This is a genomic window from Mesorhizobium sp. NPDC059054 (assembly GCF_042739215.1).
Taxonomy (GTDB): domain Bacteria; phylum Pseudomonadota; class Alphaproteobacteria; order Rhizobiales; family Rhizobiaceae; genus Mesorhizobium.
In genome coordinates, this window is sequence record NZ_JBHYHV010000007.1 from 326,048 (window position 1) to 352,436 (window position 26,389).

Below are 26,389 nucleotides of genomic sequence, written 5' to 3' on the forward strand. Positions count from 1 at the left end.
GCTAGCGCAGGAGCGGTGCAACGGTATTTTCGACAAGACGCACGAGGCTGAGCGCGGTCATTTCGGACGATTTGGGGTTGGTGGCCAGCGGTTCGTTTTCGAGTGTCAGATCGAGCCTGCCGAAGGCACCGGAGGCCTCGACCCGATGAGCATTGCGGCGCGCTGCCGGATCGGCCACGAGCACCACACGGGTTCTGTCGAGACCGATGCCCGACAACGCTGAAATCACCGCGACATTAGCGTTCTGAGGGAAACGGCCGGCGGCTTCACGCGCGCTGCCGTCGAAGAACGGTGAAGCGACCGCAAGCGCCTCCAGGTCGAGCATGGTTTCGGCCGGCGTTCCGCGCCAGGCGCGAGGCGGCTTGACGATGGTATGGACAACCTCATCCAGCGGTAGAATGCTGGCGGCTGCCAGCGCACCGAGATCGCCCAGGGCGCCCGAAGGAATGACGATGCGGCTGCCTGTCTCCTTTGCCACGGAGACGAGCCGCTCAAGCAGCGCGTCGTCACAGAACGCGCTGGTCGATGAGACGACGAAGCTGGCCGCATTGCGCAGTGCCGCCTCGCCCCAGACCGCGACGGCGTCGCGACCGGCTGCCTCGATCACCATGTCGAGATCGAGCCCGGCCAGTTCGGCTGGCTCGGAGATCAGCCGCACGCCAACTGGGAGATCGCCACGATGACGATGCTGGTCACGCACGGCCACAGCAATGATGTTGACGCCTTGCGGATGACGTTCTGCGAGCAACGCGCCGACGCGCTGGGCAATCGCACCCCAGCCAATAAAACACAAATTGAGGCGTCGCCGGTCAGAGCCCGACATAACCGTGCACCAGTTCGGCGTCACGCGTCAGATCCTGGCTGCTACCGGACCAGACCGTGCGGCCTTTTTCGAGGATGTAGTGGCGATCGGCCAACCGCTTGAGGACATGCAGGTTCTTGTCGATCAGCAGGATCGATTGTCCTTCCGCCTTCAAGGCTTCGATGCATCCCCATATCTCGGCACGGATCACCGGTGCCAGCCCTTCCGTTGCCTCGTCGAGAATGAGCAGTTTTGGATTGGTCATCAGCGCGCGACCGACAACCAGCATCTGCTGCTCGCCACCCGACAAGGTGCCGGCAGCCTGGCTGGCCCGCTCGCGCAGGCGCGGAAACAGCGTGTAGATGCGCTCCAGCGTCCACGGATTCTTGCGCCCGAGCCGGTTGGCCGCCGTTGCGACGAGGTTCTCGCGAACCGTCAGCGTCGGGAAGGTGTGACGCCCTTCGGGCACCAACCCGACACCAAGCCGCGCTACCCTTTCCGGTGCGGCGCCCAGAACATTTTGACCGCTGAAATGCAGTTCGCCCGAAAGCGGCTTCACCAGCCCCATGATGGATTTGACGGTCGTGGTCTTGCCCATGCCGTTGCGGCCCAGAAGCGTGACGACCTCGCCGTCGTCGATCTCCAGCGCCACGTCGAACAGAACCTGGCTCGGCCCATAGGCTGACTGCAGCTTTGCAACCTTCAGCACAGCTCGTCCCCCTCTCCCAGATAGGCCGTGCGCACTTCCGGGTTCTGCCGGATCTCGTCGACGCTGCCGCTGGCGATGACGCGTCCGTAGACGAGGACCGATATGCGATCCGCAAGTGCGAAAACGGCATCCATGTCGTGCTCGACGAGAAGCATCGAGACCTGGTTCTTCAGCCCACGCAGGGTTTCGATCATCTGCTGGCTTTCGACATGGCCGAGACCGGCCATCGGCTCGTCGAGCAACAGGAGCCGAGGCTGTGTTGCCAGCGCGATGGTCAGCTCCAGCTGTTTCTGCTCGCCATGCGACAGATTGGCGACCAGCTCGTTCGCGCGCGGCTCCAGGCCGGTGCCGGTCAGCAAGGTGGAGGCCTCGTCCCGCAGCGAGTGATCGGCGCGGACGTTTTCCCAGAAGCGGAAGGAGTGTCCCTGCCGCACCTGCACCGCCAGCGCGACATTGTCGATCACGGTGTAGTCGGGAAGCAGGCAGGTGATCTGGAATGTGCGGGCGAGGCCAAGACCAACGCGCCGCGCGGTGGGCAAGGCGTCCAGCGACTGCCCCGCGAGTTCGACGGTCCCCTCATTGGGCTTCAACTCACCCATAAGTTGGGAAATCAGCGTGGTCTTGCCAGCGCCGTTCGGCCCGATCAGCGCGTGGATTTCACCCGGCTGGACCGTCAGGTCGACATGGTCGGTCGCAAGCAATCCGCCGAAGCGTTTTACCAGTCCGCGAACGTTGAGGATGGGCTGGATCATCAGCGCTTCCCCACAAGGCGCAGGACGAGAGCCTGCACGCCGCCATGCGTATAGAGCACCACGAACAGCAGGATGAAGCCGAGGGCCAGCTGCCAGTTTTCCGTCCACGAGGCCAGGGTGGTTTCCAGGACGATGAAGACCGCGGCGCCGATCAACGGGCCGAACAAGGTGCCAACCCCGCCGAGGATGACCATGACCATCAGCTCGCCCGATTTGGTCCAGTGCATCATGTCCGGGCTGGCGAACCGCAGGAAATTGGCCATCAACGCGCCGGCAAGCCCGCAGCCCATGCCGGAAATGATGAACGCCATCAGCCTGTAGCGATAGGCCGGCAGGCCGATCGCCGCCATGCGTTTCTCGCTCTGACGCAGGCCGACCAGCACGTTGCCGAAGCGCGAGTTCACGATGCGCCACAGCAGCGCGAAGAACGCCGCCGTTATGACCAGGCAGACATAGTAGACCGTCTGCTTGTCTCGCATGTTCAGGCCCGGCAATTCGTTGGTTCGGCGAATGATCAGGCCGTCGTCGCCGCCATAGGTCTTCAGCGATACGAACAGGAAGAACAGCATCTGGGCGAAGGCGAGCGTGATCATGATGAACTGCACGCCGCCGGTGCGCAGCGACAGCGCGCCGATTGCGGCAGCGGCAAGACCGGAGATCAGGATCGCCGCCGGCAGTGTGATCAGCATCTGGTTGGTGCCGGGAATGAAGCCGAACAGAGGCTCCTCGAGCGAATAGTGCTGATAGAGGATGCCAACGACATAGCCGCCGATGCCGAAGAAGGCGGCATGACCGAAGCTGACCAGCCCGCCATAGCCGAGCACCAGATTGAGGCTGGCGGCAGCGATGCCATAGATCAGGATGCGCGTCGCAAGCGAAGTCAGTGCCGAATAGCCTGTCGCGTCTGCGATTGTCGGCAAGGCGATCAGCACGATGAGAACGGCTGCGAGCAGTGCCGGGCGCTTGAAGGACGTTTCGCTGTTCACAATCAAGCCCAATCAGGAATTGCGGATGAACAGGCCCTTGGGCCGGATCAACAGGACTATGGCCATCAGCAGGTAGATGCCCATGGAGGAGATGCCGGCGCCCAGCGCGTCGGCTTCCGGACCGACCATCACTTGCCGCAGCAGCCCGGGCAGATAGGCGCGCAGGCCGGTATCGACGATGCCGAGGATCAGGCTGGCGAAAAAGGCACCGCGAATGGATCCGACACCGCCGATCACCACGACCACGAAGGTCGTGATCAGGATCTGCTCGCCCATGCCGATCTGCACGGCCAGGATTGGCCCAGCCATGAAACCGGCGAGCCCGGCAAGCAAGGCGCCGAGGCCGAACACCAGCGTGTAGAGCAGCCGCACGTCGACGCCGAGTGCCCGCACCATCTCGCGATTCGTGGAGCCCGCGCGCACCAGCATGCCGATGCGCGTGCGGTTGATCAGCAGGTAGAGGCCGAACGCGACCAGGAGCCCGACCAGGATGATGGTGAGCCGATAGATCGGATAAGAAAGACCCGGCAGCAACTCAACCGATCCGTCCAGAATGGACGGCATCTGCACGAACAGCGGCTGGCGGCCGAATAGCATGGTGACCGCCTGGTTGAAGATCAGGATGAGACCGAAGGTGGCAAGAACCTGGTCAAGATGATCGCGCCCGTAAAGCCGGCGCACGACCAGGAACTCGATCGCCACGCCGGCAAGTGCTGCTGCCGCGAGCGCTGCAGGAATGCCCAGCCAGAACGAGCCGGTTTCCGTCGCGACGAACGTCCCGGCATAGGCACCGATCATGTAGATGGAGCCGTGCGCCAGGTTGATGACGCCCATAATGCCGAAGATCAGGGTCAGGCCTGCGGCCATCAGGAACAGCATCACGCCGAACTGCACACCGTTCAGCAATTGTTCGAGGAAGAGCGTCATACGCGGTCACTTCGGGCAAACAGGAAAACGTGGAGAGACGGCACAGGCCGCCTCTCTTCTCAATTCGACAATGCTGCGGCTACATCTTGCAGTCGGCCGAATAGGCGTCGCCGTGATCCTTGAACACCTCCCCGACGGTCTTGATGACCGGCTTGCCGTCGGCACCCTTCTCGACCTTCAGTGCGTACCAATCCTGGATGGGATGCTGGTTTGGACCGAAAGCGAACTTGCCGCGCACCGACTGGAAATCGGCCTTGCGCAAGGCATCGCGGAAGGAGTCGTCCAGCTTACCGCCGGATGCCTTGAGCGCCGAGGCGATCAGCTGGCCGGTGTCGTAGCCCTGGCTGGAATAGTAGGTGGCCGGACGGTTATAAGCCTTGTTCCAGGCTTCCATGAACTTCTTGTTGGCCGGATTGTCGAAGTCCGTATTCCAGTGCGCCGAAACATTGACGCCGACTGCCGCCTCGCCGACTGCCGCAAGCGTCACGCCGTCCATCGACGGTTCGGCCAGAACCATCGGAATCTCCTTGCCGAGGCCTGCCTGCTCATACTGGCGAAGGAATGTAATGCCGAGACCGCCAGGATGAAATTGGAACACGACATCCGGCTTTGCAGCACGGATCTGCGCCATCTCGGCGGCAAAATCGGTCTGGTCGAGGCGCGTGTAGACTTCGCCGGCGATCTCTCCTTTGAAGAAGCGCTTGAAGCCGGCGAGAGCATCCTTGCCGGCCTGGTAGTTCGGCGCCAGGATGAACGCCTTCTTGTAGCCGAGATTGGTGGCGAGCTGGCCGGCGCTCTCATGCAGGCTGTCATTCTGCCACGAGACGACGAAGTAGTTTTCGCTGCATTCCTTGCCGGCAAGATTGGACGGACCGGCATTGGGGCTGATGTAGAAAGCTTCGTTGTCGACGATGTCCGGCACGGTTGCGCCGGCCACGTTGGAGAAGACGATGCCGGTGAAGAGCTTCACGCCGCTTTCACTTAAGAAACGCTCCGCGATCTGCTTGCCTTGCCCCGGTTTCAAGCCGTCGTCCTCGACCAGCAGTTCGACCGGAACGCCACCCAGCTTGTTGTCTTCCATTGCGAGCTTGAAACCGTCGCGAACATCTTGGCCGAGATAACCAGCCGGGCCGGACAGGGTCGTGATCATGCCGATCTTGACCGGATCCTCTGCCCATGCCGCAAATGTCGTGGCCAGAAGCGCCGAGGCGGCAAGCAGTGTCTTTCGCGTAAGCATTCATTCTCCTCCATTGTCGCCGTCTCGGCGTTTTTCTTGGCCGGCAGGTTAGACAGGACCTATCCGTATGTGAATAGGCCCCGATGCGTCTTCCCCGTCAGAGCTTCACCCAGCCTTCCGGCGGTGTCTTGCCGGGATGCATCGAACCGCAATTCGGACAGGTGCGCGCTTTCTCGTCGGCATAGAAGGCCTGGTAGATCGGCGGCAGGTCGCGCACGATGCTCTTCAGCGAGACCTCGACCCGCTTGACCAGTGCGTTGCACTCGAAGCAATACCATTCGAAGGCATCGAGAAGACCATCGTTTCGCTTCGGCTCGACGACAAGCCCGATTGATCCCTCCTGCGGACGCTGCGGCGAGTGGCGCACATGCGGCGGCAGCAGGAATATCTCGCCTTCGCGGATCGGCACGTCGTAGAAATTGCCGTTGTCGACGACCTTGAGCATCATGTCGCCCTTGAGCTGGTAGAAGAACTCTTCGACCGGATCGTCGTGATAGTCGGTGCGTTTGTTCGGCCCGCCCACCACCGTCACCATCAGGTCGGCATCCTCCCAGATCTGCTGGTTACCAACTGGAGGCTTGAGAAGATGGGCGTGCTCGTCGATCCATTTCGAGAAGCTGAAAGCAGACAGGCGTCTGGTCATGGTCATTCCTCCCAGTAATAGCGCTGCCGCGCCGGTTCCAATCAATCGGTCTTCAGGCCGCACGCTTCGAAGGCGACGCGGGTTGCCCGTTTCTCTTCCTCGGTGAGTTCGAGCAGCGGCGGACGAACCCGTCCACCGCTCTGGCCAAGTAGGTCCTGCCAGTATTTCTGATGCGAATGCGGCTTCTCCGCCGGCCGGGTGTTCTTCAGTGCGGCGCGAACCGGATCCAGGCTGTCGCGTACCGCACGCGCCTTTTCGACCTCTCCGGCAAAGGCAAGGTCGGTGTACTGGCGCATCCGCGTGTCGTTTCTGGTCTGGATGAGATAGGGCGGCGAGGAGCAGAGATAGAGCTGCCAGCCGAGTTCGACGATGTTGTCCAGCCACTCTTCCTCCGAAGCGGTGCTGACCAAGATCCTGTCGCCGGCAAGGCGGGTCAGATCCTTGTACATCGGGCGAGGCACGCTGTATTTGATGGCGACGACATTCTCGATATCGGCCAGTTGGCTGCACAGTTGAGGGCTCATCAGATAGCCGCTGTCGGGGTGGCTCCACAACGCGATGCCGATATCCACCTTGTCGGCGATGGTGCGATAATAGTTGAGCAGCGTTTCGTCCTGCTCCTTGAAGAAATGCAGCACCGGCGCGTGCACGACGATGTAGTCCGCGCCGACCTTCTGAGCGTGTTTCGCCAGTTCGATCACCACATCCATGTTCTGGTCCGAGCAGGACATGATGGTCTGGGCACGCCCGGCACAGGCATCGACCGCCAGTTCGAAGCTGCGTTTGCGTTCATCGAGCGACATCGAGAAGAACTCGCCCTGCTTGCCGGCGATGAAGAAGCCATCGATCTTCAGGTCGTCGATCCAGTGATCGACATTGCGGCGAAAACCGTCCTCGTCGATCGACAGATCGTCCTTGAAAGGCATCAGCGCCGCGGCCCAGATGCCTTTCATCGTCGCCCGCGAATGGGCCTTGGCGGTCTTCTTGTCGTATTTCATCGGCTTGTGACCCTTCAGATCGCCATGCGGTGCGAGACGGTTTTCACCACCATGTAGTGCATGATGCCCTCGGCCCCGCCCTCGCGCCCGAAGCCGCTCTCCTTGATACCGCCGAACGGCGTTTCAGCGACGGAAGCCTCGAGCGTGTTGATGGAGACGTTGCCGGCTTCCAGATCGTCGGTGATCTGGTCGACATTGGCGGCCGAATTGGTGAAGGCATAAGCAGCGAGACCGAAGGGCACGCCATTCGCCTTCTCGATTGCGTCTTGCAGGGACGGCACCGGATTGATCACCGCCAGCGGCCCAAACGGCTCCTCGCGCATTACCCGGGCATTGGCAGGCACATCGGCCAGAACCGTTGGTGGATAGAAGTAGCCCCGATTGCCGGGGCGTTCGCCGCCGATCAAAAGCTTTGCGCCTTTTGACACGGCATCGGCGACCAGAGCTTCGAGGGCTTCGACGCGACGATGGTTCGCCACCGGCCCCATTTCCGTCCCTTCATCGAGACCATTGCCGGCCTTCACCGCACGGGCACGCTCGACGAACGCATCTGTGAAGGGCTTGTAGATCTTTTCGTGCACGAAGAAACGGGTGGGAGAGGTGCAGACCTGGCCGGCATTGCGCACCTTGCGAATGGCCGACGCGATGCCTGCCTTCACCGGGTCGGCATCATCGCAGACGATGACGGGAGCATGGCCACCAAGCTCCATCAAAGCAGGTTTCACATATTGCGCGGCGAGGCCGGTCAACCGCTTTCCAACCGTCGTCGAACCGGTGAAAGCGATCAGCCGCACCTGCTCGTGCGGGATGAGGTATTCCGAGATCTGCGCGGGCACCCCGAAGACGAGATTAAGCACACCTGCTGGAAGACCGGCATCGTGGAAGGCACGAGCGATGTGGAGACACCCCGCAGGTGTCTCTTCCGATGCCTTGATGATGATCGAACAGCCGGCGGCAAGCGCGCCGGCAATCTTGCGGGCCGGCTGGCTGAGCGGAAAGTTCCAGGGCGAAAACGCTGCCACCGTCCCGATCGGCTGGTGATGCACGACGTAGCGGATACCTGGCTCGCTCGGAATGACCCGCCCATAGGTGCGCTGCGCCTCGCCAGCATCCCATTCGAAGAACTCCGCGCCACGGATAACTTCAAGACGTGCCTGCTGAAACGGCTTGCCGTGTTCGCGGGTGATATCGAGCGCGATTTCGTCGATGCGCTCGCGCAAGAGCGAGGCGGTCTTGCGGAGAATCTCCGCACGGCGCGCCGGTGATGTCTTGCGCCAGACGGCAAAGCCACGCTCGGCCGCCTCGAGTGCCGCGTCGAGGTCGTTCGTCGATGCCACCGGCACCGCGCCGATCACACTTTCATCGGCTGGATTGATGACCGGCAATGTCTCTGCCGTCTTGCGCCAGGCGCCTCCGATATAGAGCTGAAGATCGGGGTAGTTCGACATAGGGGCGTCTCAGCTCCGTACTGGCATGAATTCCCAAAAGCGTCGCACAGCCTCGGCTCGCAACGTCCTCAACGCCAAGATCAATGGATTTCGATATATCGACAAGATGGATTTATCTGATAAATTAATACTGATTTCCATATGAATGGATTTCTACCGACAGGCGTGGTCACCAGCATCAAAAACGTCTCCGCATGAAGATCACCATCAAGCAGATCCAGCAGTTCCTGGCGGTCGCTGAACTCGGCAATTTCTCGCGCGCTTCGAAACGCCTGGGTACCGCGCAGCCGGCGCTCTCGCAGGCAATCCGCGATCTTGAGGACGAGTTGTCGGTGCGCCTGTTCGATCGCACCACCCGCCGCGTCGAGCTGACCGATGCCGGCCGCGAGTTCCAGAATTCCACGACGAAGGTGATGGAAGAGCTGGAACATGCTGTGGAGGGCGTTCACATGCTGGCGGAGCGAAGACGCGGGCGCTTGCGCATCGCAGCGCCGCCTCTCCTGGCTTCCGTCGTGCTGCCGCAGGCGATCGCCGAATTCCAGCAGAGCTATCCGAGTATCGCCGTGCAGCTTGCCGATGTTGGCACCGAACAGATCGTCGAAGCCGTGCGCAGCGGCAAGGCCGACTGCGGGCTCGGAACCTTCTCACCCGCCGAGGAAGGCATCGAGCGTGTCGCCTTGGTACGCGACAGTCTGATGCTGTTCTGCGATGACCGATCGCCCTTTGCGAATGCCGCCACCGCCAGATGGCGCGATCTTGCGGATCAGCCGCTGATCACCTTGACGCGTGACAGTGGCATTCGCCTACTGGTTGAAGTCGGCTTCGAAACAAGCGAGATTCCGTTGAAACCCGCCTTCGAGGTCAGCCAGGTGACGACTGCCTTGGCACTCGTCGAAGCAGGGTTGGGGGTGGCCGTGCTGCCGGCCTATGCCTTGGCGGCGGCGCGCCACCGCAAGGTGGTCGGCAAGCCGCTTGTCGATCCCAACATCGCGCGTGAGGTCGCCATGATCCACGCCACCGGGCGATCCGTCTCGCCGGCCACACAGGCGTTCGTCGCGGTCGTCAGGCGCTATGCACAGCGCCTCATTCCACGCGAACACAATTGAACAAAGCTATCAATCGCCATTGATCAGGCGCAGCAACGCCTTGGAGAGCATTGCTTGGCTGTCCTCCAAATCAAGAACCACATCAAAATGGTTGCGGTTGTCGATTTCCATCAGCGTGGAAGGAAAACCCGCTTCCCGCCACAGCCGGTGATATTCCACCGACTGGCGTTTGAACCCGTCAGGCTCGCCCGCCGCATAGGCCGTCACGATGGGGCAGCCGACGCGCGGCAGGTTCTCGGCGGGGCTCAACTGCATGACCGACTGATCGTCGAGCTTGATCCAATCCTGCACGAAAGACTTCGAAATCGGCGCCAGATGGAACAGGCCGCTGATCGGCATGGCTCCCTTGATGACATCCTCCGGCACGTCGAACGCGCCGTGCCAGCCGCCGGACAGCACCGCACCGGTCAGATGGCCGCCGGCGGAACTGCCGCCGACGAAGATACGGTTGGGATCGATGCCGAAGCGGGACCCGCTGTGCCACAGGAAGTTGATGGCAGCGCGAACCTCTCGCACGATCTCGGCCAGATCCACCTCGGGTGCCAGCCTGTAGTCCACCACGGCCGTGGCGATGCCGTGTCTTGCCAGCATCGCAGCCATGAAGGCGGAATCGTGCTTTGAAAGCATCCGCCAATACCCGCCATGGATGAACACGAAAACCGGTCGCGGCTCCTTGCCGGTTCCGTAGATATCGAAGGTTTGACCGCTTTCGGCATCGTAGACGACGTCCGGATGCGAGGCGATGTCTTTCACCGCCTCCGATCGGCTTCGATAGTTCCGCATCTCCGCCTCGAACACCTCGGACGAAACCGAAGCACGGGCACTGTAGTCGCGATCCAGGGTCTCACGCGGCCAATCGGCCTCGGCGGCTAGTCCGGTCATGCGAGGCAGCTCCTAGCCAACAAAAGCCCGAATGGTCTCGGCAACCACCTTGGGCTGCTCGAGCGTTGGGAAGTGGGTGCGGCCGGGCAACTTGTTCGGCTTGTACCAGCCATGTCCGGCGGCGAAATCGAGTTGCGCCTGCGCATATTCCGGCTCGAACGGTTGCGAATAGATATGCGTGATCGGCCGGTGTTCCGCCATGACCGCCATGCGCTGCATCGGATTGCCCCATTTGCGATAGGCCCTTCCGATCTCGCGGCCGGAGCGGGCCCACATCTCGAAGCTGTATTTGGCCATCTCTTCGTTAACATGGTCGATGATGTCCTGGTTGTCGGTGTCGCCGATCCAGTAGTTGAAGAAATCGCCGCGGCCATTCTCCCAGTTGGTGCGGTCCTGGATGTGATCGATCATCGAGAAGAAGGCTTCGTTGGGCGTGGTCTGGATCCAGTCGATGACGACGGAGCGCGGCACGCGCGCGCTACCGAACCGATCGGTCACTTCCATATTCGCCCAGCCGCCATGCGAGGTCGAAACCAGCACCACTTTCTCGACCTCCATCCGGTCGAGAAAGGCGATGACATCGGAAGCCTGGTCGTCGGTGACGAAATCGCCATCATGGTCGCGATGCAGGCCGTGGCCGCGCCAGTCGAGCCTGATGACGCGATGGCTGCGCGCGAGTTCCGGCGCCAGGGTCTTGAACAGACGATGGTCCTGGCACCAGCCCGACAGCAGCAGGAGAACATCCCCCTCTCCTGCTTCGTCATAGGACAGCGTGTTGGCTCCGATCTGAATGGACTGCATGCAAGGAACTCCGAAAATGCGAGACGAAGGGCAAGGCCCCTTCGATGAAAGCGATCAGGCGAGGGTTTCGGTAGCCGTCGGGATATGGCGCGCAGTTTTCATGCGCACCGCGCCGATCTCGGCGGATTTGCCGGTGATCTTCAGAACCTGTGAGCGGATGTCGTCGGGCCAGAAATTCATGTCGCCCAGCCTTTCGGCCGTGTCCTGGGTGTGCTCGGTCAGCGGACGTTCGCGCTCCTCCCATTCTGCGAGGGCCGCCGCGACGTCAGGGGCGTCGGTCACGGCTGCCGCGAGCGCCAGACCGTTCATCAGCGCGCAGCCACCACCCTGCCCGAGGTAAGGCGGCATCGCATGGGCGGCGTCGCCCAGGATCGCGACCCGTCCCTTGCTCCATTGCTTGAGTTTCACGACCTCGAAGGCATCCCAGCGGCCGGCATCGCCGAAGCGTGAAACCAGCTTGGCGAGATGCGGGAAGGACAGCGTCCACAATTTGCGATCAGCCGGCACCTTGAGAGCTTCCGCGTCATCGGCAGCACAGCACAAGGCGACATAGAGTTCGGAGGCACTGGCCGGCGTATAGAGAATGCGGCGCGAACCGGTGAAATATTCGATATAGCGGTCGCGGTCCTCAGGCGGGACATCGTTGTCGTCACGCGGGATCAGCATCCGGATCGCACCATAGCCGAGATGCTTGCGGTACATCATCAGATCGAGCGAATCCCGCACGTTTGAATTGATGCCATCGGCGCCGACGACCAGATCGGCCTTGCGCCGACCTCCGCCCTCGAGCAGCAATTCGCCTTCCGGCGTGGCACCAATGGCTGCCGACCCGGTCAGGATCTCGACACCGGCTTTACGGCAGGTGTCGACCAGCGTGTTGATCAGCTGTTCGCGCAGGATGGTGATAAGCCGAGCATCGCTCGGCCCGTTGATGGGGATTTCCTCCATCGTCGTGTCGTTTTGGTCCCGCGTATGGAACTGCGGACCGATATGCGCGCCGACAGTCGCCTCTTCATAGGCGCCGATCGCCTTGAGCACGCGCAGCCCGTTGCTCCAGATATAGATGCCGGCGCCAAAGGTACGCAGGTTCGGGGCGCGTTCGTGCACGGTCACCGACCAACCACGCTGCGCCAGCGCCGCTGCTGCGGTCAGCCCGCCAATTCCCGCGCCTGCGATCTCGGCACGGCGCCCGGCGCCTGTTCGCTGCATCATCCCGGATTTCCTCCCACCGGTGCTGATCGCACCTGTTCTTGACCTGGCCCCGCCGCAAGCGGTCGCGCCAATATCTCCCCATCGGCGAAAGCTTGCGCCCGGCCGGTTCATGACAAATTTCCAGTGATCGGCAATTCACACAAATGAATTCTGTGGAATTTTCTATGACACTTTGGAATATCAGAGGCGAACCAGCCAACGAACCGGCAATGCGCTCATGAAACTCGTCACCAGCCGCCTCACCATCCGCCATTTGAGAATGGTCGTGGCCATCGTCGAGGAGGGCAATCTGGTGCGTGCTGCGAAACGGCTTAACATGACGCAGTCTGCCGTCACCAAGGCGCTTCAGGAAGTGGAAGCCCTGACCAAGGCCCGCCTGTTCGACCGCAACAACCGCGGCGTTGTCCCGACCATGTTCGGAGAAACGCTTGCCGAACATGCCCGCCTGGTCATCACCCAGCTTGCGCATGCCGAAGAGCATCTCGCCGACCTGCGCGACGGCACCGGCGGGCGCGTCGCCATCGGCACGCTTTTGTCGGCGGCCGCGGAGCTTTTGCCGACGGCCATCGCCCGCCTGCGCAAGGATCGCCCGAAGCTGGTGGTGAAGATCGTCGAAGGCACCAACGATGTGCTGATCCCGGCGCTGCGTGCCGGTGAACTGGACATGGTGGTCGGGCGGCTGTCGGAGCTCCGCGACAGGCTCAACGTCGTGCAGGAAGTCTTGATGGACGACATCGCCTGCGTCGTCGCGCGCCGTGGCCATCCCTTGGCCGACCGCAACGATCTGGGCCTTGCCGACCTTGTCGGCTGGGAGTGGATCCTGCCGCCCCAGGAAACCAGCCTGAGACGGCAGATCGACATTGCTTTTCGTGAAGAAGGTCTGGAACCGCCGGTCCACGCGGTCGACTCCGTCTCCCTGCTTACCAACCGCGCCCTGCTCGTCGACGCCGATTATCTTGGCGTCTTTCCGGCCCAGGTCGCCCGCAGGGAAGCGGCCGCCGGCGCGATCACCATCCTGCCTGTCACCTTGCGCGCAACCGCCATACCGATCGGGATCACGACCCGCACCAACGCAAGGCTCTCCCCCGCTGCCGAACTGCTTGCGGAAACGCTCAGGAGAACGGCTGTCGATCTGACGGCCTAACCCTCAGCCACGAAATCCTGGCTATTCCCAGCTTTCATAACTGGGAGATGAGTTTTCCATTTACCGCAAGACCGATTGGCCCAAGCTGGGCCGTGCAGACGACCTGCCGGTAACGGCGGGACGACTACACGCAAGGGCAAGGCGCACAACCGCGACCCGGGATCGCGGAAGCCATCCCTGCATTTGAGAGAACAAACGGGAGGGACTTCTATGTCTTGCAAGGGAATATTGGCGGCCGCCACCTTGGCGCTGCTGGCGGGTACGGCTCATGCCGCCGATCCGCTCAAGATCGGCATGATCACCACGCTTTCAGGACCGGCAGGTTATCTGGGCCAAGACATCCGCGACGGCTTCCAGCTGGCGATCGACCAGAACAAGGGCCAGCTCGGCGGCGCGCCGGTGGAACTGGTGGTCGAGGACGACAGTCTGAAGCCCGGCAACGCCCGGCAGATCGCCGACAAGATGCTTTCCGAACAGGGCATCAAGGTCTTCACCGGCATGGTCTTCGCCAACGTCGCCTTCGCCGCAGTTCCCGAGATCCTCGACAACGACGCGCTTTATGTCAGCGCCAATACGGCATCCGCGACGTTCGCCGGCAAGGATTGTCACCCGAACTATTTCGTCAGCTCCTGGCAGGACGACAGCCAGGGCGAAAGCGCCGGCGCCCTCGCCCAGTCGCTCGGCTACAAGAAGGCATTCCTGATCGCGCCGAACTACCAGGCCGGCAAAGAAACCATGGGCGCCTTCAAGCGCTTCTACAAAGGCGAGGTCGTGGGCGAAACCTACACCAGCCTCGACCAGACCGATTTTGCCAGCGAGATGGCGCAGATCCGCGCCGCGAAGCCGGACGTTGTCTACGAATTCGAGCCGGGCGGGCTCGGCATCGCATTCATGCGCCAATATCAGCAATCCGGCCTGCTCAAGGAAATCCCGATGGTGGTGCATCCGGCTTCGCTCGACCAGGTCATCGTTCAGGCCGTCGGTGATGCCGCCGCTGGCGTCAAGGTGACCAGCCATTGGAACGACGACTTCGACAATCCCATCAACAAGGCTTTCGTCGCCGCCTGGCGTACAAAATACGGCGATCGTCCGATCACCTATTACGCGGCCCAGGGCTATGACGCGGCCCTGCTGATCGGCGCCGGTCTCGAGAAGGATCCTGCCGGCGCCAGCGACGTCGAAGCCCTGCGCAAGGGCTTGCTTAGTGCGGAGATCCCTTCCGTGCGTGGCTCCTTCAAATTCGGCCCTAACCAGCATCCGATCCAGGATTGGTATTCGTTGAAGGCCGAGAAAGGCGCCGACGGCAAGATGGTCCTGAAGACCGACAGCAAGGTGCTGACAGCGCACAGCGACAGCTACGCCGCCGACTGCAAGATGCCCGCCGAATAGTAAGGCGCGTCGGTCCGACCAGTTCTGACGAACCAAAAGAAAAGCCCGGCATAAGCCGGGCTTTTCCTTTTAGAGAGCCTGATGAACCGTCAGTGATCCATCGCCTTGACGATTTCCTCGGTCATCTTCTTGGCGTCGCCGAGCAGCATCATCGTGCCGTCCTTGTAGAACAGCGTGTTGTCGATGCCGGCATAGCCCGAGCCAAGCGAACGCTTGACGAACAGGCAGGTGCGCGCCTTGTCGACGTCGAGGATCGGCATGCCGAAGATCGGTGAGGACTTGTCGTCGCGCGCGGACGGGTTGGTGACGTCATTGGCGCCGATGACATAGGCGACGTCGGCCTGCGCGAACTCGGAGTTGATGTCCTCCAGTTCGAACACCTCGTCGTAAGGCACGTTGGCTTCCGCGAGCAGCACGTTCATGTGACCGGGCATGCGGCCGGCAACCGGATGGATGGCATACTTTACCTCGACGCCATTCGCCTTCAGCTTGTCGGCCATTTCGCGCAATGCATGCTGCGCCTGGGCAACCGCCATGCCGTAGCCCGGCACGATGATGACCTTCTGCGCGTTCATCATCAGGTAGGCTGCGTCGTCGGCGGCACCGGTCTTCACCGTGCGCTGGATGCCGTCATCCGCCGCCGCGGCCGTCTCGCCGCCGAAGCCGCCGAGGATGACCGAGATGAAGGAACGGTTCATGCCCTTGCACATGATGTAGGACAGGATCGCGCCCGACGAACCGACCAGTGCGCCGGTGATGATCAGTGCGAGATTGCCGAGGGTGAAGCCGAGGGCGGCAGCAGCCCAGCCCGAATAGGAATTGAGCATCGACACCACCACCGGCATGTCGGCGCCGCCGATCGGGACGATGAGCAGGACGCCCAGCGCCAGCGAGGCGAGAACGATCAGCCAGAAGACGGCATAACTCTGGGTGGTGACGAGCAGGATGATCAGCACGACCAGTGCTGCGCCAAGCACGATGTTGATGAGATGGCGCCCCGGCAGCATGATCGGCTTGCCGGACATGCGTCCATCCAGCTTCAGGAAGGCGATCACCGAACCGGTGAAGGTGATGGCGCCGATCGCCACGCCCAGGCTCATTTCCACCAGCGCCTGGCCGTGGATCGCGCCCACTTCGCCGATGCCGAAGGAAGCCGGCGCGTACATGGCGGCTGCCGCCACCATCACGGCCGCCATGCCGACGAGTGAGTGGAAGGCCGCCACCAATTGCGGCATCGAGGTCATGGCGATGCGGCGGGCCGTGTAGGCGCCAACGCCACCGCCAATGGCCAGTCCGACCACGATCAGCGCAAAGCCGCCGAAGGAGGGCTTGGCCAGCAACAGCGTGGTGACGATTGCGATCGCCATGCCGATCATGCCGTAAAGATTGCCCTGCCGGCTTGTGGTCGGATGCGACAGGCCTCGCAGCGCCAGAATGAAGAGGATACCCGAGACGAGATACAGGAAAGAGGCGAGATTGACGGACATCATGGCTTCTTCAACGCCTCCATCGAGCCGGCTGGAAATTCCACCTCGGCGAATTCAGGGTAAACCTGGCGCATGACCGTCACCTGCTGGTCTTCGTTGATACGCAGCAGGTACCAGGCGCCGCTGTCGAGCAGCGCCAGCGTCTGGGACTTCGCCAGGATCTTGTCGGCGCCACCCGCGTCCATCACGACCTCGGTCGGGATCAGGGCGTAAGGCTCGCCGTTCGGCAATTCCTTGTATTCCACCTTCGACACATCCATGGCGAAGGATTCGATTTTCACAGTGGCCAGCGCCGCCTGCATCTGCTCGATGACGATCCCGCGCAACGCATCGACCGTCATGCCGGATGACTTGGCCATATGCTCGAGCACACGCGGCGGGATGGTCTTGACGACCGTGGCATAGTCGTTGCCGCGCATGGCAGCGTCGAAATCCGTCACGGCTTGAACCAGCGCCTTGCTCTCGGCCTCGGTCGCCTGCCGGGCCACCGCGTGGCTGGCAACGATCGACAGAAATGCTGCGGCGAGGAAAAGCTTGACGAGCTTCATCACCGGCCCGCGCTGTCCTTCTTCTTGTACATCGCCAGCATGCGCTGGGTGACAAGGAAGCCGCCGAAGATGTTGACCGAGACCAGCACCAGCGCAATGAAGCCGAAGCCCGTCGCCGCGCCGGCAGCCGAAACGCCAACGGCCAGCAGCGCGCCGACCACGATCACCGAGGAAATCGCGTTGGTGACGGCCATCAGCGGCGTGTGCAGGGCCGGCGTCACCGACCAGACCACGTAGTAGCCGACGAAGATCGCCAGCACGAAGATGGCGAAGCGGAATACGAACGGGTCAATCGCGCCACCGGAAAGCGCATGCGCCGCACCACCGGCTGCGTCAGCCACGCCAGGTTGATTGGCGGCCTCCTGCAGCGCAAGGCGAACGGCCGCGCTGGCCTGGTCAAGTTGATCGAGTGCTTTCTGCAAGGCTTCCATCAGGCAGTCCCCTTCGACTTGGTCGCAGTGGGCTTTTTAGCTGCGGCTGGTTTCTTAGCGGCGTCGGATTTCTTGACAGCCGGCTTGGCCGGTTTGGCGGCCGGTTCAGCCGAAGCGATCATCGTCGCCGGCTTGTCGGCAAAGTTGGGATGGACGACCTTGCCGCCATCGGTCAGAAGCGTCGCCTTCACCAGTTCGTCTTCACGATTGATGGTGAGCGCCTTGGTGTCCTTGCTGACCAGCGTCTCCAGGAAAGCGAACAGGTTCTTGGCATAAAGCAGGGACGCCGATGCCGCGACACGACCCGGCACATTGAGATGGCCGACAATCTTGACGCCGTTTTCGGTGGTGACGGTTTTGCCCGCTTCAGCGCCAGCGACGTTGCCGCCACGCTCCACCGCAAGATCGATCAGGACCGAGCCCGGGCGCATGGACGCGACCATTTCGGCCGAGACCAGCCGAGGAGCGGGACGGCCGGGGATCAGAGCCGTGGTGATGACGATATCCTGCTTGGCGATGTGCTCGGCGGTCAGGGCCGCCTGCTTCGCTTGGTATTCCTTGGACATTTCCTTGGCATAGCCGCCGGCCGTCTCGGCCTGCTTGAACTCGTCATCCTCGACGGCAATGAACTTGGCGCCCAGAGACTGGACCTGTTCCTTCACGGCGGGACGCACGTCGGTGGCGGTGACCACCGCGCCGAGGCGACGCGCCGTCGCGATGGCCTGCAGGCCGGCAACACCCACACCCATGATGAAGACCTTGGCTGCCGGCACCGTGCCGGCGGCGGTCATCATCATCGGCAGCGCGCGGTCATATTCGCCTGCAGCGTCGATCACGGCCTGATAACCGGCGAGGTTCGCCTGCGACGACAAAACGTCCATCACCTGCGCACGCGTGATGCGCGGCATGAACTCCATCGCAAAGGACGTCACGCCCGCCTTGCCTAGGGCGGCGACCCCGGCATCGTTGCCGTAGGGGTCCATGATGGCGAGGACAGCCGCGCCCTTTTTGTAGTTTTTCAGTTCAGCTTCGGTTGGACGACGAACCTTCAGCACGACATCGGCCTTGGAGATGTCCGCCGCCTTTCCGATCGCGGCTCCGGCCTTGGCGAAATCGGCATCGGGAATGCGGGAGGCGACGCCGGCTCCGGCTTCGACGACAACCTCGAAGCCCAGACCGGCTATGCGTTTCACCGTGTCAGGAGACGCGGCCACGCGCCCCTCGTTCGCATCAATCTCGCGAGGTATGAATACGACTTGTCCCACCGCATGATCCTTTCGGCTGGAACTCTGTTCTTTTGCGAACACCGGCCGAACGGCCGGTGCCGTCCCATGCAGAATGGGAAGATCTTATCGGAGAATGAAACCGCCGACCGCCAGGATGATCACGAACAGGATCGTTCCCGAGAAGAACCCGCCGGCAAAAAAACCGAAGGCCATGGCGATGAGCAGCGCGGCGCAGAAGAGCGATCCATATTTGGCGAGCGCGACGAAGCCTGCGTAGGTTCGCTCGTGCTCTGCATAGTCCATCTGGGCACCCAGTTCGACAGGACCAGTCGGCGCGTGATCAGCCATCAGTATTCCCCTCCGGAAACGTCTAAAGCGCACATAGCGAAAAGCGCCGCCGAGGGCAATGGCGCTGTTGCCGCATGGTGAGCGAGAACAGCGTCAAGATAAAGTTGAAGGCGAGCGGCGATCCGTGCCGTGAATTCGCGTTGCATGGACTAACCGGAAGCGGCTCAGCCGGCCAGGTTCGGAAAGAGCCCGAGCAGTCCTGCGACGATCAGGTAGATCGCGATGATGTAGTTCAACAGCCTGGGCATGATGAGGATCAACACGCCTGCAATCAGTGAGATCAGTGGTGTCAGCGTTATGGCGGAAATGGTCATGGTCTGCCTCCCATCTATCGCAGCATTCAAGATCAAGAGCCTTCGTGTCGGCGGTAAGGCGGATAGTGCATAAATCTCAGGGCATAAATCTCAGGCGGCTTCGCGGAAGTACTTCGCTGTCGGCAGGATCGTCAGTGGCGCGAGTTCGCCGGGCTCAGGTGGTGCAAAGAGCATACGCCGTTCGGCCGCGGTCGAACGAAAGAACGGAAACCGCGCATAGTAGCGATCTCGATTGGCGTAAGCGTCGGTGCGAAACAACACCACACGCCGTTGAATGCCGGGGTAGGAGCGCAGTTCGCTGATCTGTTCGGAATAGTAGACGCGCCTGTAGAAGCCGGCATGGTCTTCGCGCACGGTCGAAAGGCCGTAAGGGGCCTGGAAATAAAAGCAGGCCATTCCTGCCAGGCGCAAAGTCACATAGGCAAGCTGCGGATAGACGCGGGTCCAATCTGGATCCGAGGCGAAACGACTCATGCAGACGAACGTGTCGCCCGCTTCAAGCATGGGGTAGATAATATCTCCAAACGCCTTGGTCGAAGGAGACAGCGGCGTTTCAAGAGTGACGTGATGGATGCGCATCGTACCGACGAGGCGCTGCTCGACGTAGACACCGAAACGATAGACGTTCGGCACTTCATCCAGCTCATCGCTGATCGTGTGGCTGATGTTGTCCGAAACCATATCGCTGGATCGGAAGGCTTTGTATCTGAGGCGATAGATATCCTCTAGGTCTTCGCCTTTGTCGCAGCGCCGGTATTCGGACTTGCTGAGGAGCTCGAATACCTTCTCGCTTAAGCTCGTCCCGCTAAAGGCAACAGCCTTTGACCCACCGGCGCCGCCGCCCGGTTCGTCCTGCGTACTCATAGCACTACCCCGTACACCCACCGCGGTCGGGAGCCTATGCAACAGCGCTAACATGTAAAGTTCAAAATGCGCGCGATTCCATTTACCGTTTGTTAACCTTAACGCCGCACCTCGGCTCGGATTGAACAGCCTGTGACGTCGGCCAAATATCAGTTCGCGCCCACCTTTGAACGCGCTGCATCCACATTCGGCCGCTTGCGCGGCTGAGGGACAACCTCGACAAAGGGCCAGATCGTGCTCGACATCGTCTCGATGCCCGAGGCGCTCAACGCGGAGCCGAACAGGAAGCCCTGCACGAGATCCGGTTCGATCTGCTGCGACAGGATCTTGAGTTGCTCGAAGGTTTCGACACCTTCGATGGTCACGCTCAATCCCAGCGAACGCGACAGGCTGACGATGCCCTTCAACAACTCCAGTGAACGTGGGCTCTGCGCCACATCCATCAGGAACGATCGGTCTATCTTGACCTTGTCGAGCGGCAGTTTGTGCAGATAGCTCAAGCTCGAATAGCCGGTGCCAAAATCGTCGAGAGCGATACGCACGCCGAGCTTCTTGATTTCCTGGATCAGTTCGCGCGTCTGTGCCTTGTCGTCGAGAAGCGCGGTTTCGGTCACCTCGATCTCGAGGCGATTCGGCGCGAGCTTTGCAGCTTCGGTTGCAACCCGCACCCGCTCGACAACATCGCTGTCACGAAAGTCCTTGGCGGAAAGATTGACCGAAACCGAAATCTGCTCCGGCCATTTCGCGCATTCGGCGCAGGCGGCTGTCAGCACAAGCTCACTGATTTGCGAAATGATGCCCATCTCTTCCGCCAGGGGAATAAAGATGGCCGGCGAAATCGGACCCAGGTCAGGATGATCCCAGCGGCAGAGCGCCTCGCAACTGACGATGCGCATCGTCTCCATCGCAACGATCGGCTGATAGACGATGCGTAGCGCGTTGGCCTCGACGGCTGAGCGCAGATCGGCCTTCATCAGCTGCCGGTTGCGGAATGCGGCATCCATGGAGGCTTCGAACAATCGCCAGCCGTTTTTACCGAGTTCCTTCGCCTTGTAGAGCGCAAGATCCGACTTCACGATCATTTCGTCGACTGTGGTGCTGTCGACACGAGAGAGAACAGAACCGGCACTCGCCTGGACGCGCAGCGCATGCCCAGCCACGTCCACTTCGCCCTGCAATCCGGCGAAGATGCGTTCAACCAGGTCGGACAGACAGCTCTCATCCTCGACCCGGTCGAAATACAACATGAATTCGTCACCACCAAAGCGGCTGATGATGACGCCTGGCGCCGAAAACACCGATAGTCGTTCTGCAGCGGCATAGATCAAACCATCACCAACCGGATGGCCGAGCGTATCGTTGATACTCTTGAAATCGTCGAGATCGATCACGACCAGTCCGCACTGTCGGCTGCGATCTCCTCCCGACATCGCCTCGCTGACCAGTTCGTGAAAATACGCCCGGTTCATCAGCCCGGTCAGGCTGTCATAACGTGCCATGAAACGGATGCGCTCTTCGGCAGCGACGCGTTGCGTGACGTCCTCGAAGGTAATGACACCGAGTTCCTGCGAGCCTTCGCGCGCCGAGAATTCGTAATGTTGCCCGTTGGTCAGGGAGACAAGCACCTTCCTGTCGCGCCCTTCGCGCAACGCGCGGGTCAGCTGGGCCTCGACATAGCGGCAGTCCTTTGCAGCCAGCAGGCCGCCCGCTACGCCGCGCATCAGCAAAGAGTGGATCGAACGCCCAAGAAGTTGATCCGCCGATTTGAGCGACATGAGATGAGCCGCTTCGGCATTGGCAACCACCACCTTGCCCGCGGGGTCAAGCATGACCAGGCCATGCGACATCGTATTGAGTGCACGACCAAAACGCTGAAAGAGGCGGGTAGCCTTTTTTTCCTCGGTTATCGCAGTAAAGAGCACAGCACGCATCGCGCGAGCGAGCTTGCTGATGGCGAACATGAACGGAATGATGAAGAGGCCGAGAACGACGTTGTAGAAGTCTCCCTTCATGATCAGGCCGATTGCGATCGGCGCAACGATCGAGAGCGTCAGGATAGCGACCATCTTGATCGAACCGAAGTTGCGACCGGCGATGGTAACGGTGGTCGCCAGCACCATCGAGATGGCAGCGATCTCGCCGAACATATCGGGCACGACATGAACGGCGACGAAAGCGAACAATCCGATGGCAAGCCCATGCGCCGTGCCCGCAATCACATAGTAACGCTCCCATTCGAGCGCGGAGCGGTAGGTCTCGATCGTGGTCGGATCAACCCGGCGAATAGCCAGATAGCGACCGAGGCTGACTGCAGTCATCAAGAACGCGAGCGCGACATAGATCGGCGCGCCGGTTTTTAGATAGACAAGGAGAGCAACCGCGCCTTGCGTGAAGGCGCCAACGATCAGCAGGCTGGCGTCGTGAAAAAGCGAACGGACGAAGCCAACGTAGACGTCTTCAGAGATGTCGTCGGGTCGATCTACATTCATGGCCTAGGCGCCGCACCAGCCAACCTCTTGCCACAGCCGCCTTAAGAAAGGCTTAGAATACCTAAAGTTAGCTGTGTCGTCGTCGGCATGCAAACGCCATTATTCCACTTCTGATCCAGCGGATCATTTTTCGGATCGTGACATCTCATTCGGCGGCTTGCAACCGGGCTTCTTCAGCGCCCGTCAATCGCTCGATCAGCCTTGCCCGTTCGCCCGCCGTCTTCTCCATCGCGGCATGCCTGACATGGCCATAACCGCGCACCAGCGACGGCACCGAAGCGAGTGCCACCGCGGCCTCGATCCTGCCGGGTGTGAGTGAACGGGCGATCAGGTCGAGATCATCTTCGAACTGCTTCAGCAACCGCCGTTCGCGACGGCGCTCGATCGTGTAGCCGAAGAGATCCAAGGCAGTCCCTCTCACACCTCTTAGCGCTGCCAGGATGCGAAACCCCTTCATCATCCATGGACCGAAGCTCGACTTTCTCGGCCTCCCGTCGGCATCGCGGCGGCCCAGGATCGGCGGCGCCAAATGAAATTCCAGCCTGTCGTGGCTCTCGAACTGCTGGGACAGCGAACGCATGAAGGAACCGTCCGTGTAGAGCCGCGCGACCTCGTACTCATCCTTGATCGCCATCAGTTTGAACAGATTGCGCGCTGCGGCTTCCGTCACGACGGTTGAGCCTGGAACCATCCTGTTTTCATGCGCCCGCAGTGCGGCGACGCGATCGGCATAACGCTTGCCGTAGGCAGCGTTCTGGTAAGCCGTGAGGAATGTCGTGCGTCGAGCGATGACCTCATCCAGAGTTTCGGCAACCGGTTGCGTCGCCCTGCCCTGCCGCTCGACCTGACTGCGCACGAAATCAGGATCGTGTGCCGCGCGCCGGCCCCAGCGGAAGGCAGCCACATTCATCGCCACCGCTTCGCCATTCAGGTCGATCGCCTTTTCGACCGCCTCGGCCGACAACGGCAACCCGCCATGCTGAAAGGCGAAACCCAGCATGAACATGTTGGCGCCAAGCGAATTGCCGAACAGCGCCGTCGCCGTCCGGGTCGCGTCGAAGAAATGCGCCTTGTCCTCACCTGCGGCCCGGCGGATCGCCTTCTTCAGCCGCTCTGTCGGAAGCGAGAAATCCGCCGTACGTGCGAATTCACCCGGCATGATCTCAGCTGTGTTGGCAACGAAAATCGTATGCCCTTCCCGCGCCGCCGCCAGCACCTTCTTGGCGCCAGAGACAACCAGATCGCATCCCAGGATAAGATCGGCCTTGCCGGCCGAAACGCGGATGGCGTGGATATCGTCCGGTGTGCTGGCGACACGCACATGCGTGAACACCGAGCCGCCCTTCTGTGCAAGGCCGGCCATGTCGATCATGCCGCAACCCTTGCCTTCCAGATGCGCCGCCATGCCGAGGATCGCACCGACGGTGACGACGCCCGTACCCCCGACACCATCGATGATGGCCGCCCAGCCATCCTTGCCCAGCGCAAAAGCCGACGGCAAAGGCACGCCTTCGAGAGGATCGGCCTTGCCGGCGATACCGACGGCCTTCCGGATCTTTGCGCCATGCACTGTGACAAAGGACGGGCAGAAGCCGTTCAGGCAGGAAAAATCCTTGTTGCACGACGACTGATCGATCTTGCGCTTGCGGCCGAATTCGGTCTCGACCGGCTGGATCGAGACGCAATTGGACTGCACGCCGCAATCACCGCAACCCTCGCAGACCAGTTCGTTGATGAAGACGCGTTTGTTTGGATCCGGAAACGTGCCGCGCTTGCGCCGGCGGCGCTTCTCGGCGGCGCAGGTCTGGTCATAGAGCAGTACCGAAACGCCTTTCACCGATCGCAACTCGCGCTGGATGCGATCGAGATCGTCCCGATGATCGATGGTCACACCAGTGGGGAATTCAGCACGTCCGGCATATTTGTCCGGTTCGTCGGTGACGACGGCGATCCGGTCGACACCCTCCGCACGAACCTGGCGCGCGATCATGTCGACGGTCAGCCCGCCTTCGTGCGGTTGGCCACCGGTCATCGCCACCGCATCGTTGTAGAGGATCTTGTAGGTGATGTTGGTACCGGCGGACAGAGCGAAGCGAAGCGCCAGCGTCCCTGAATGGTTGTAGGTGCCGTCGCCGAGATTCTGGAAGATATGGTCGCGTTTGGAAAACGGTGCCTGGCCAATCCATTGCGCACCCTCGCCGCCCATGGCGGTGAAGCCGATGGTTGAACGATCCATCCACAAGGCCATGAAATGGCAGCCGATTCCCGCTGCTGCGATAGAGCCCTCTGGAACCTTGGTCGATGAATTGTGCGGGCAGCCGGAACAGAAGAAGGGTGTGCGCGAACCGATATCCTTGGTGTCGGCCAGCATCGCCTGGAACTGCTTCAGCTTCGAGACACGCTGGGTGATTTCTTCCGACGGGCCGATGGTCTTGAGGATGCGCTCGCCCAGCGCGATGGCGATCTCGTTCGGATCGAGCGCGCCCTTGGCGGGGAACAGCCAATCGCCGCGCTCATCCTTCTTGCCGACGATGACTGGTTGATTCGCGGTGCCGTAGAGGTTCTCGCGCAGCTGAACTTCGATCAGCGAGCGCTTTTCCTCGACCACCACGACCGTTTCCAGCCCGCGCGCGAAATCGGCAATGTGCTCGAGATCGATTGGCCAAGGACAACCCACCTTGAACAGGCGGATGCCGATTCGGTTCGCCATCGCCTCGTCAATGCCGATATCTTCAAGCGCCTGGCGCACGTCGAGATAGCTCTTACCGACGGTGACGATACCCAGCTTTGCCTTTCGCCCACCGGAGTAGATGATCCGGTTCAATCCGTTCAAGCGGATGAAGGCTGCCATGGCCGCCCGCTTGTCCTCATGCAGCCGCGCTTCCTGACCGAGCTGGTCGAGCTCGTTGCGGATGTTGAGACCGCCCGGCGGCATATCGAATTCAGGCAGGACAATGTTCAGGCGCGCCGGCGATGCGTCGACCGATGCCGTCGATTCGATGTTGTCCTTCACGCATTTGATCGCCGTCCAGGTTCCGGCGAAACGCGACATGGCAAAGCCGAGCAGGCCGTAGTCGATCAGTTCCTGCACGCCGGCGGGATTGAGCACCGGGATCATGGCATCCACGAAGGCGAACTCCGTGGCATGCGCATTGGTCGACGATTCGGCGTTGTGGTCGTCGCCCATCAGGGCAAGCACGCCGCCATGTTTGGACGAACCCGCAAGGTTGGCGTGGCGGAAGACGTCGCCGGAACGATCGACGCCGGGCCCCTTGCCGTACCAGACTGAAAAGACCCCGTCATACTTGCCTTCGCCGAGCAGTTCAGCCTGCTGCGAACCCCAGCAGGCTGTGGCGGCAAGTTCTTCGTTGAGGCCGGCCTGGAATACGATGTCGGCATGCGAAAGCTGGTTTTTCGCCCGCCACAGCTGCAGATCCAGCCCGCCGAGCGGAGAGCCGCGATAGCCGGAGACAAAGCCCGCGGTGTTGAGGCCGGCCAGCCGATCGCGATCGCGCTGCATCAAAAGCATGCGCACGACGGCCTGGGCACCCGAGAGGAAAACACGTTCCTTGGAAAGATCGAATTTGTCGTCGAGCGAGACGTCGTGCAGCGTCATTGTACCTTCCCGTGCGAAACCGTCCGGATT

The 26,389-nt window shown here is 61.4% G+C and carries 24 protein-coding genes; 3 read left to right on the forward strand and 21 right to left on the reverse strand.

Annotation, left to right across the window (positions count from 1 at the left end; genetic code table 11):
* Position 1: 1 nt before the first annotated feature.
* The 9 genes from ACFWXH_RS28040 to ACFWXH_RS28080 all read right to left on the reverse strand — a co-directional run bounded on the left by ACFWXH_RS28040 (position 2) and on the right by ACFWXH_RS28080 (position 8,502).
* Complete coding sequence (locus ACFWXH_RS28040; protein WP_379124716.1) at positions 2–823, reverse strand: aspartate dehydrogenase; 822 nt, start codon at positions 821–823, stop codon at positions 2–4.
* Positions 810–1,511, reverse strand: a complete 702-nt coding sequence (locus tag ACFWXH_RS28045; protein WP_379124717.1) for an ABC transporter ATP-binding protein — start codon at positions 1,509–1,511, stop codon at positions 810–812. Before ACFWXH_RS28045 ends, ACFWXH_RS28040 begins: the two co-directional genes overlap by 14 nt.
* The gene (locus ACFWXH_RS28050; protein WP_379124718.1) at positions 1,505–2,263 is read right to left on the reverse strand and encodes an ABC transporter ATP-binding protein; all 759 of its coding nucleotides are present in this window, start codon (positions 2,261–2,263) and stop codon (positions 1,505–1,507) included. Before ACFWXH_RS28050 ends, ACFWXH_RS28045 begins: the two co-directional genes overlap by 7 nt.
* The gene (locus ACFWXH_RS28055; RefSeq protein ID WP_379124719.1) at positions 2,263–3,249 is read right to left on the reverse strand and encodes a branched-chain amino acid ABC transporter permease; all 987 of its coding nucleotides are present in this window, start codon (positions 3,247–3,249) and stop codon (positions 2,263–2,265) included. The genes ACFWXH_RS28050 and ACFWXH_RS28055 overlap by 1 nt, the downstream gene beginning before the upstream one ends.
* A 12-nt stretch (positions 3,250–3,261) precedes the next feature.
* On the reverse strand, positions 3,262–4,176 hold the full coding sequence (locus ACFWXH_RS28060) for a branched-chain amino acid ABC transporter permease (protein WP_379124720.1): 915 nt from the start codon (positions 4,174–4,176) through the stop codon (positions 3,262–3,264).
* Positions 4,177–4,255: 79 nt separating this feature from the next.
* Positions 4,256–5,413, reverse strand: coding sequence for an ABC transporter substrate-binding protein (locus ACFWXH_RS28065; protein ID WP_054311378.1), 1,158 nt, complete (start codon positions 5,411–5,413; stop codon positions 4,256–4,258).
* A 97-nt stretch (positions 5,414–5,510) separates the two neighbouring features.
* Positions 5,511–6,056 carry a 3-hydroxyanthranilate 3,4-dioxygenase gene (locus ACFWXH_RS28070; RefSeq protein ID WP_054311412.1) on the reverse strand — a complete coding sequence of 182 codons (546 nt, stop codon included), beginning with the start codon at positions 6,054–6,056 and terminating at the stop codon, positions 5,511–5,513.
* Positions 6,057–6,097: 41 nt separating this feature from the next.
* Complete coding sequence (locus ACFWXH_RS28075) at positions 6,098–7,054, reverse strand: dihydrodipicolinate synthase family protein (protein WP_379124721.1); 957 nt, start codon at positions 7,052–7,054, stop codon at positions 6,098–6,100.
* A gap of 14 nt (positions 7,055–7,068) precedes the next feature.
* Positions 7,069–8,502 (reverse strand): NAD-dependent succinate-semialdehyde dehydrogenase, encoded by a 1,434-nt coding sequence (locus ACFWXH_RS28080; RefSeq protein WP_379124722.1) that lies wholly within the window; start codon positions 8,500–8,502, stop codon positions 7,069–7,071.
* Between the two features lie 194 nt (positions 8,503–8,696).
* Between ACFWXH_RS28080 and ACFWXH_RS28085 the strand changes: the two genes are divergently transcribed.
* Positions 8,697–9,608 carry a LysR family transcriptional regulator gene (locus ACFWXH_RS28085; RefSeq protein WP_379124723.1) on the forward strand — a complete coding sequence of 304 codons (912 nt, stop codon included), beginning with the start codon at positions 8,697–8,699 and terminating at the stop codon, positions 9,606–9,608.
* 9 nt (positions 9,609–9,617) lie between these two features.
* On the opposite strand, the gene ACFWXH_RS28090 is transcribed toward ACFWXH_RS28085, so the two are convergent.
* Genes ACFWXH_RS28090 through ACFWXH_RS28100 form a run of 3 tightly spaced genes read right to left on the reverse strand, consistent with a single transcriptional unit; the run spans position 9,618 to position 12,503 of the window.
* Entirely contained in the window at positions 9,618–10,490 is an 873-nt protein-coding gene (locus ACFWXH_RS28090) for an alpha/beta hydrolase (protein WP_379124724.1), read from the reverse strand.
* Between the two features lie 12 nt (positions 10,491–10,502).
* Entirely contained in the window at positions 10,503–11,291 is a 789-nt protein-coding gene (locus ACFWXH_RS28095) for an alpha/beta fold hydrolase (protein WP_379124725.1), read from the reverse strand.
* 54 nt (positions 11,292–11,345) lie between these two features.
* A complete protein-coding gene (locus ACFWXH_RS28100) occupies positions 11,346–12,503 on the reverse strand; it encodes an FAD-dependent oxidoreductase (RefSeq protein WP_379124727.1) in 1,158 nt (385 codons plus the stop codon).
* A 217-nt stretch (positions 12,504–12,720) separates the two neighbouring features.
* Here ACFWXH_RS28100 and ACFWXH_RS28105 point away from each other — a divergent pair, with 217 nt between their 5' ends.
* Both ACFWXH_RS28105 and ACFWXH_RS28110 read left to right on the forward strand, forming a co-directional pair.
* On the forward strand, positions 12,721–13,647 hold the full coding sequence (locus ACFWXH_RS28105) for a LysR family transcriptional regulator (RefSeq protein ID WP_379124728.1): 927 nt from the start codon (positions 12,721–12,723) through the stop codon (positions 13,645–13,647).
* A 210-nt stretch (positions 13,648–13,857) separates the two neighbouring features.
* Positions 13,858–15,036, forward strand: a complete 1,179-nt coding sequence (locus ACFWXH_RS28110; RefSeq protein WP_379124729.1) for an ABC transporter substrate-binding protein — start codon at positions 13,858–13,860, stop codon at positions 15,034–15,036.
* A gap of 89 nt (positions 15,037–15,125) precedes the next feature.
* Here the strand turns inward: ACFWXH_RS28110 and ACFWXH_RS28115 are convergent, their stop codons facing one another.
* The 9 genes from ACFWXH_RS28115 to ACFWXH_RS28155 all read right to left on the reverse strand — a co-directional run bounded on the left by ACFWXH_RS28115 (position 15,126) and on the right by ACFWXH_RS28155 (position 26,359).
* Positions 15,126–16,523, reverse strand: coding sequence for an NAD(P)(+) transhydrogenase (Re/Si-specific) subunit beta (locus ACFWXH_RS28115; RefSeq protein WP_379124768.1), 1,398 nt, complete (start codon positions 16,521–16,523; stop codon positions 15,126–15,128).
* Positions 16,523–17,071, reverse strand: coding sequence for a hypothetical protein (locus ACFWXH_RS28120; protein WP_379124769.1), 549 nt, complete (start codon positions 17,069–17,071; stop codon positions 16,523–16,525). Before ACFWXH_RS28120 ends, ACFWXH_RS28115 begins: the two co-directional genes overlap by 1 nt.
* Positions 17,071–17,502 carry an NAD(P) transhydrogenase subunit alpha gene (locus ACFWXH_RS28125; protein ID WP_054311368.1) on the reverse strand — a complete coding sequence of 144 codons (432 nt, stop codon included), beginning with the start codon at positions 17,500–17,502 and terminating at the stop codon, positions 17,071–17,073. The genes ACFWXH_RS28120 and ACFWXH_RS28125 overlap by 1 nt, the downstream gene beginning before the upstream one ends.
* Entirely contained in the window at positions 17,502–18,767 is a 1,266-nt protein-coding gene (locus ACFWXH_RS28130) for a Re/Si-specific NAD(P)(+) transhydrogenase subunit alpha (RefSeq protein ID WP_379124730.1), read from the reverse strand. The genes ACFWXH_RS28125 and ACFWXH_RS28130 overlap by 1 nt, the downstream gene beginning before the upstream one ends.
* Before the next feature lie 84 nt (positions 18,768–18,851).
* The gene (locus ACFWXH_RS28135) at positions 18,852–19,076 is read right to left on the reverse strand and encodes an aa3-type cytochrome c oxidase subunit IV (protein WP_379124731.1); all 225 of its coding nucleotides are present in this window, start codon (positions 19,074–19,076) and stop codon (positions 18,852–18,854) included.
* Between the two features lie 164 nt (positions 19,077–19,240).
* The gene (locus tag ACFWXH_RS28140) at positions 19,241–19,390 is read right to left on the reverse strand and encodes a DUF3096 domain-containing protein (protein ID WP_082407421.1); all 150 of its coding nucleotides are present in this window, start codon (positions 19,388–19,390) and stop codon (positions 19,241–19,243) included.
* 90 nt (positions 19,391–19,480) lie between these two features.
* A complete protein-coding gene (locus ACFWXH_RS28145) occupies positions 19,481–20,308 on the reverse strand; it encodes a hypothetical protein (protein WP_379124732.1) in 828 nt (275 codons plus the stop codon).
* A 95-nt stretch (positions 20,309–20,403) separates the two neighbouring features.
* A complete protein-coding gene (locus tag ACFWXH_RS28150; RefSeq protein WP_379124733.1) occupies positions 20,404–22,743 on the reverse strand; it encodes a putative bifunctional diguanylate cyclase/phosphodiesterase in 2,340 nt (779 codons plus the stop codon).
* 145 nt (positions 22,744–22,888) lie between these two features.
* The gene (locus tag ACFWXH_RS28155; RefSeq protein ID WP_379124734.1) at positions 22,889–26,359 is read right to left on the reverse strand and encodes an indolepyruvate ferredoxin oxidoreductase family protein; all 3,471 of its coding nucleotides are present in this window, start codon (positions 26,357–26,359) and stop codon (positions 22,889–22,891) included.
* Between the last annotated feature and the right edge of the window lie 30 nt (positions 26,360–26,389).